The organism is Paracoccus versutus, from assembly GCF_000763885.1.
Classification (GTDB): domain Bacteria; phylum Pseudomonadota; class Alphaproteobacteria; order Rhodobacterales; family Rhodobacteraceae; genus Paracoccus; species Paracoccus versutus.
This window is the reverse complement of the sequence record NZ_JRKO01000114.1, coordinates 1-5,859: the sequence shown is the minus strand read 5'-3', so window position 1 is coordinate 5,859 and position 5,859 is coordinate 1. Positions and strand designations below refer to the sequence as shown.

General features: G+C 65.5%; 6 protein-coding genes and 1 pseudogene. 5 read left to right on the top strand and 2 right to left on the bottom strand.

Translation table 11 applies throughout. The annotated features are described in order from the left end of the window. The coding region (locus IT40_RS25750) for an SAM-dependent methyltransferase (RefSeq protein WP_036761232.1) at positions 1-387 on the bottom strand (387 nt) is incomplete at its 3' end. 617 nt (positions 388-1,004) lie between these two features. On the opposite strand from IT40_RS25750, the gene IT40_RS25740 reads away from it, so the two are divergent. The 4 genes from IT40_RS25740 (at position 1,005) to glnT (ending at position 5,291) form a co-directional block, all read left to right on the top strand. Next, positions 1,005-1,892, top strand: a complete 888-nt coding sequence (locus tag IT40_RS25740) for a class II glutamine amidotransferase (protein WP_036761224.1) — start codon at positions 1,005-1,007, stop codon at positions 1,890-1,892. 1 nt (position 1,893) lies between these two features. Beyond that, entirely contained in the window at positions 1,894-2,577 is a 684-nt protein-coding gene (locus IT40_RS25735; protein WP_036761223.1) for a GltB/FmdC/FwdC-like GXGXG domain-containing protein, read from the top strand. A gap of 11 nt (positions 2,578-2,588) precedes the next feature. Beyond that, entirely contained in the window at positions 2,589-3,914 is a 1,326-nt protein-coding gene (locus tag IT40_RS25730) for an FMN-binding glutamate synthase family protein (RefSeq protein ID WP_036761231.1), read from the top strand. Positions 3,915-3,986: 72 nt separating this feature from the next. Then, on the top strand, positions 3,987-5,291 hold the full coding sequence (glnT, locus tag IT40_RS25725; protein ID WP_036761220.1) for a type III glutamate--ammonia ligase: 1,305 nt from the start codon (positions 3,987-3,989) through the stop codon (positions 5,289-5,291). Positions 5,292-5,332: 41 nt separating this feature from the next. Here the strand turns inward: glnT and IT40_RS29810 are convergent, their stop codons facing one another. Further along, the gene (locus IT40_RS29810; RefSeq protein ID WP_084197477.1) at positions 5,333-5,647 is read right to left on the bottom strand and encodes a helix-turn-helix domain-containing protein; all 315 of its coding nucleotides are present in this window, start codon (positions 5,645-5,647) and stop codon (positions 5,333-5,335) included. 99 nt (positions 5,648-5,746) lie between these two features. Here IT40_RS29810 and IT40_RS30390 point away from each other — a divergent pair. Then, a pseudogene (locus tag IT40_RS30390) lies at positions 5,747-5,859 on the top strand (bifunctional methylenetetrahydrofolate dehydrogenase/methenyltetrahydrofolate cyclohydrolase); the annotation flags it as partial.

Genomic DNA, 5,859 nt, shown 5'->3' with positions numbered 1-5,859 from the left:
GAACAGCCGTCCCGCCGGTTTCAATGCGGCCCGCAATCGTTCAAGGGCGCGTTGCCCGATCTCTGGCTGGCGGCCGTCCAATGCCCCGACACGCATCGCAAAGGCGATGTCGAAGCGCTCCTCGCCGACCAGCAGTTCGAAATCCTCGACCGCCACCTGCCGGAACCGCAGGCGGCCCGAGGCGATCTCGGGTTTCGATCCGGCCACCGCGCTGTCGATCGCCCTGGCCGAGCGGTCGATGGCCAGGACGAAGCCGTTGCCGATGCGGCGGCAGATCTCGCGGGCCGCTACGCCGGGGCCGCAGCCGATCTCCAGCACCCGATGGCCCGGCGCCAGCGGCAGGGCGTCCACGAAACACGCGATGCGGTTCGATATCCGCGGGGCCATGATGCTCAGCCCTTGTCGGTGACCTTCGGCCACCAGGTGCCGAAGCACCACAGGTTGCCCTCGGGATCGCGGCAGATGAATTCACGGCTGCCGTAGTCGCGGTCGGTCAGCCCTTCCTCGAACTCGACCAGGCCTCGCCATCGGAAAGCAGGGCCAGCAGCCCGGCGTGATCGCCCTCGACCGGGGGGGCAAGCACGGCGATCCTGCGCACGCCGCACGGCTCCAGCACGAAGCCCCGGCCCGTCGCGCTGATCCCGGCCAGCGGGGAGAGGTGGATGGAAGGGAACTGCGCGAAAGGCCAATATCGCGGCAAACGTCCTTGATGTGGACCGAAAAATCCAAGCGCTTGCATGGCCGAGGTTGGGCTGGCTTGGCCAGCGCCTGACCGTTCCCAGTGCCCAGGGATGGGGAATTAGCCGGCTCACCAGCTCTGCGTTTTCGAATTGCTCATGTGCCGGGCAGTTGCCCGATCATGGTTCAGCTTCCTGAACGCCGAAGCGGCAGGAGACTTCCGCGGCATGCGCAATGGCAGGAATCCCATATATTTCTCTTGAGGAAATTTTATTTCTCATAAGTAATCATCAGGTAAGCGAAGCTGATTACGAGGACGGCAAGGGATGTGTGGTATCGTTGGTCTGTTCCTGAAGAACCAGGAATTGCAGCCGAAGCTAGGCGACCTGCTGACGGACATGCTGATCACGATGACGGATCGCGGGCCGGACAGCGCGGGAATCGCCATCTACGGCAATGATGGCGGCAAGCCGAAGATCACCGTCCAGTCGGACGACCCGGAAACGGCATTCCGTGGCCTCGACGCGGCGCTGTCCGATGCGCTGGGGGATACGGTCGGGATGCGGGTCATCGACACTCATGCGGTGCTGACCCTGCCCGAGGGCACAGAGCCCGAGGCCCGCGTCTTTCTGGCCGGGAAAGGCATCCGCGTCATGGGTTCGGGCCACGCGATGGAAATCTTCAAGGAGGTCGGCCTGCCCGAACAGGTCGCCGCCCGTTTTCACCTGCGCCAGATGGCCGGCAGCCACGGCATCGGCCATACCCGCATGGCGACGGAAAGCGCGGTGACGACGCTGGGCGCGCATCCCTTCTCGACCGGCGCCGACCAGTGCCTGGTGCATAACGGCTCGCTGTCCAATCACAACCAGATGCGCCGTGAACTGACCCAGAAGGGTTTCGCCCCGGAAACACAGAACGATACCGAGGTCGCCGCTTGCTATATCTCGTCGCGCCTGGCCGAAGGCGCCAGCCTCAGCGAGGCGCTGGAAGGCACGTTGCAGGATCTGGACGGTTTCTTCACCTTCGTCGTCGGCACCCGCAACGGCTTCGGCGTGGTGCGCGACCCCGTCGCCTGCAAGCCCGCCGTCATGGCCGAGACCGAGGATTACGTCGCCTTCGGCAGCGAATACCGCGCCCTTGCAAACCTGCCCGGCATCGAGAGCGCCCGCGTCTGGGAACCCGAGCCCGCCACCGTCTATTTCTGGGAGCGCTGAGATGCAGACCATCGACCTTGCCACCACGCCGCTGCGCGACGTCAATGCGGCGCTTCAGGCGCAGGCTTCCCGGACCAACCAGACCGAATGGGTGATCGAGAACCCCAAGGGTGCCCATGCCATCGCCGTGGGCCTGGATGCGCCCATCGAAGTCACCGTCAAGGGCTCGACCGGCTATTACTGCGCCGGGATGAACAAGCAGGCGACCGTCAAGGTCACCGGCTCGGCCGGGCCGGGCGTGGCCGAGAACATGATGTCGGGCACTGTCGTCATCGAGGGCGACGCCAGCCAATACGCGGGTGCCACCGGCCATGGCGGGCTTCTGGTCATCAAGGGCAATGCCAGTTCGCGCTGCGGCATCTCGATGAAGGGCATCGACATCGTGGTCTTCGGCAATATCGGCCATATGTCGGCCTTCATGGCGCAGTCGGGCAATCTGGTGGTGCTGGGCGATGCGGGCGACGCGCTTGGCGACAGCCTCTATGAGGCGCGGCTGTTCGTGCGCGGCGCCGTCAAGTCGCTGGGTTCGGACTGCATCGAGAAAGAGATGCGCCCCGAGCATGTCGAGATCCTGCGCGACCTGCTGGAACGCGCCGGCGCCGATGCGAAGCCCGAGGAATTCAAGCGCTACGGCTCGGCCCGCAAGCTCTATAACTTCCACGTCGATCACGCCGGCGCCTATTGATGAGGGATATCATGGACAAGACGCCGCAAACCCTGCCGCGCGACAGCTGGACCTTCTCGCCCGGTATCAACGCCGAAATCCGCCGCGCCGCCGATACCGGCATCTACGACATCCGCGGCGGCGGCGCCAAGCGCAGGGTGCCGCATTTCGACGACCTGCTGTTCCTGGGCGCCTCGATCTCGCGCTACCCGCTGGAGGGTTACCGCGAGAAATGCGACACCTCGGTGGTGCTGGGTACGCGGTTCGCGAAAAAGCCCATCGAGTTGAAGATCCCGATCACCATCGCGGGCATGAGCTTCGGCGCGCTATCCGGCCCCGCGAAAGAGGCCCTTGGGCGCGGCGCGACGCTGGCCGGAACCTCGACCACCACCGGCGACGGCGGCATGACGAACGAGGAACGCGGGCATTCGGAAAAGCTGGTCTATCAGTATCTTCCCAGCCGCTACGGCATGAACCCCGACGACCTGCGCCGCGCCGATGCGATCGAGATCGTCGTCGGCCAGGGCGCCAAGCCCGGCGGCGGCGGCATGCTTCTGGGCCAGAAGATCACCGAGCGGGTGGCCGGAATGCGCAACCTGCCCATCGGCATCGACCAGCGCTCGGCCTGCCGCCATCCCGACTGGACCGGCCCGGACGATCTGGAGATCAAGATCCTGGAACTGCGCGAGATCACCAACTGGGAAAAGCCGATCTACATCAAGGTCGGTGGCGCGCGCCCCTATTACGACACCGCCCTGGCGGTGAAGGCGGGCGCCGACGTGGTCGTGCTGGACGGGATGCAGGGCGGCACCGCCGCGACGCAGGACGTCTTCATCGAGAATGTCGGCCAGCCGACGCTGGCCTGCATCCGCCCGGCGGTGAAGGCGCTGCAAGACCTGGGGATGCACCGCAAGGTGCAGCTTGTCGTCTCGGGCGGGATCCGCACCGGCGCGGATGTGGCCAAGGCGCTGGCGCTTGGCGCCGATGCGGTGGCCATCGGCACCGCCGCGCTGATCGCCCTGGGCGAGAACGACCCGAAATGGGATGAGGATTATGCCGCGCTCGGCACCACGGCGGATGCCTATGACGACTGGCACGAAGGCCGCGATCCCGCCGGCATCACCACGCAGGACCCCGAACTGATGAAGCGTTTCGACCCTGTCGAGGGCGCGCGGCGGCTGCGCAACTACCTGGCCGTGATGACGCTGGAATGCCAGACCATCGCGCGGGCCTGCGGCAAGAGCCATGTCCACAACCTGGAACCCGAGGATCTTTGCGCCCTGTCGCTGGAAGCCGCCGCCATGGCGGGCGTCCCGCTGGCGGGCACCAACTGGATTCCCGGCCAGAACGGCTTCTGAACCAACGACCAGAGGGCAGGACATCGCATCCTGCCCCGATCCAGCTCTTTTCCTCCAACGGGAACCTTCCGCATGACCGATCTCGCCGAATTCGCCCGTGAGAAGGGCGTCAAATACTTCATGATTTCCTATACCGACCTGTTCGGATCGCAGCGCGCCAAGCTGGTGCCGGCGCAGGCCATCGCCGAGATGCAGAAGGACGGCGCCGGTTTCGCCGGTTTCGCCACATGGCTGGACCTGACCCCCGCCCATGCCGACATGCTGGCGCTGCCGGACGCCTCCTCGGTCATCCAGCTGCCGTGGAAAAGGGAAGTGGCCTGGGTCGCTTCGGATTGCGTCATGTCGGACAGCGGACCGCTGGCGCAGGCGCCTCGCAACGTGCTGGGGCGGCTGACGGCCGAGGCCGCGGAAATGGGCCTGGTGGTCAAGACCGGGGTCGAGCCGGAATTCTTCCTGCTGACGCCCGAGGGCACGCAGATCTCCGACCCCGCCGATACCGCGGTGAAACCCTGCTACGACCAGCAGGCGGTGATGCGGCGCTACGATGTGGTGGCCGAGATCTGCGACTACATGCTGGAACTGGGCTGGGAACCCTATCAGAACGACCATGAGGACGCGAACGGCCAGTTCGAGATGAACTGGAAATACGACAGCGCCATGGCCACGGCGGACAAGCACAGCTTCTTCAAGTTCATGACCCGCTCGGTCGCCGAAAAGCACGGGCTGCGCGCCACCTTCATGCCCAAGCCGATCATGGGCCTGACCGGCAACGGCTGCCATGTCCATATCTCGGTCTGGACCAGGGACGGGCGCAATGCCTTTGCCGACGACGGCAAGGAACTCAGCCTGTCAGACGAGGGCCGGCATTTCCTGGGCGGGGTCATGAAGCACGCCTCGGCGCTCGCCGCAATTACCAATCCCACGGTGAACAGCTACAAGCGCATCAACGCGCCGCGCACCGTCTCGGGGGCGACCTGGGCGCCCAATACGGTCACATGGACCGGCAACAACCGCACCCATATGGTGCGCGTCCCCGGACCGGGCCGGTTCGAGTTGCGGCTGCCCGACGGCGCGGTCAACCCCTACCTTCTGCAAGCCGTGATCATCGCGGCGGGACTTTCGGGGCTGCGCAGCAAGGCCGATCCCGGCAAGCGCCACGACATCGACATGTATGCCGAAGGCCACCGCATCACCGATGCGCCGAAGCTGCCGCTGAACCTGCTGGACGCGATCCGCGCCTATGACGACGACGCCGGGCTGAAGGCCGCGATGGGCGAGGATTTCTCGGCCGCCTATATCAAGATGAAGACACAGGAGTGGAATTCCTATTGCGGTCATCTGACCCAGTGGGAACGGGACAATACCCTGGACATCTGACGGATTCCTGGGCGCCTGCTATGGGCGGGCGCCATGCACGCTTACCGCTGACGGCCTCCGATCCGGGTGCGCCCAGCCCTTGCAGCCTGCGTTGTCCCGGCGGAACGCAAGGCTTGCGCGAAACACCGGCTGAAATGCTGCATGGTCGCAAAGCCGGTGATCGCGGTGATTTCGGCGATCGGCAGGGCGGAATGGCGCAGCAGCTCGTTCGCCTTCTCCAGCCGCAAACGCCGGTAGAACTCCATGACCGACAGGCCGAAGTGGTCCGAAAAGCAGCGCTGTAGCTGGCGCAGGCTGCAACCGGAAAGCTCCGCAAGCTGTTCGGCCGGCAGCGGATCGGCGATATGCGAACTCATCAGCCGCACCGCCGCCTCCAGCACGGGATGGTGCAGATTGTAGCGCCGGGCCGGGCTTTTGCTTTGGGGCGGGCTGCGGACATTGAAGGAGAATGGCTTATGGGTGCAAGGATCATCGACGGGCGGGGCTTTGCGGCTGGGGTGCGGGCGCGTGTCGCCGAGGCTGTGGGCCGGCTGCGGTCTGGGCACGGGTTGGTGCCCGGGCTTGCGGT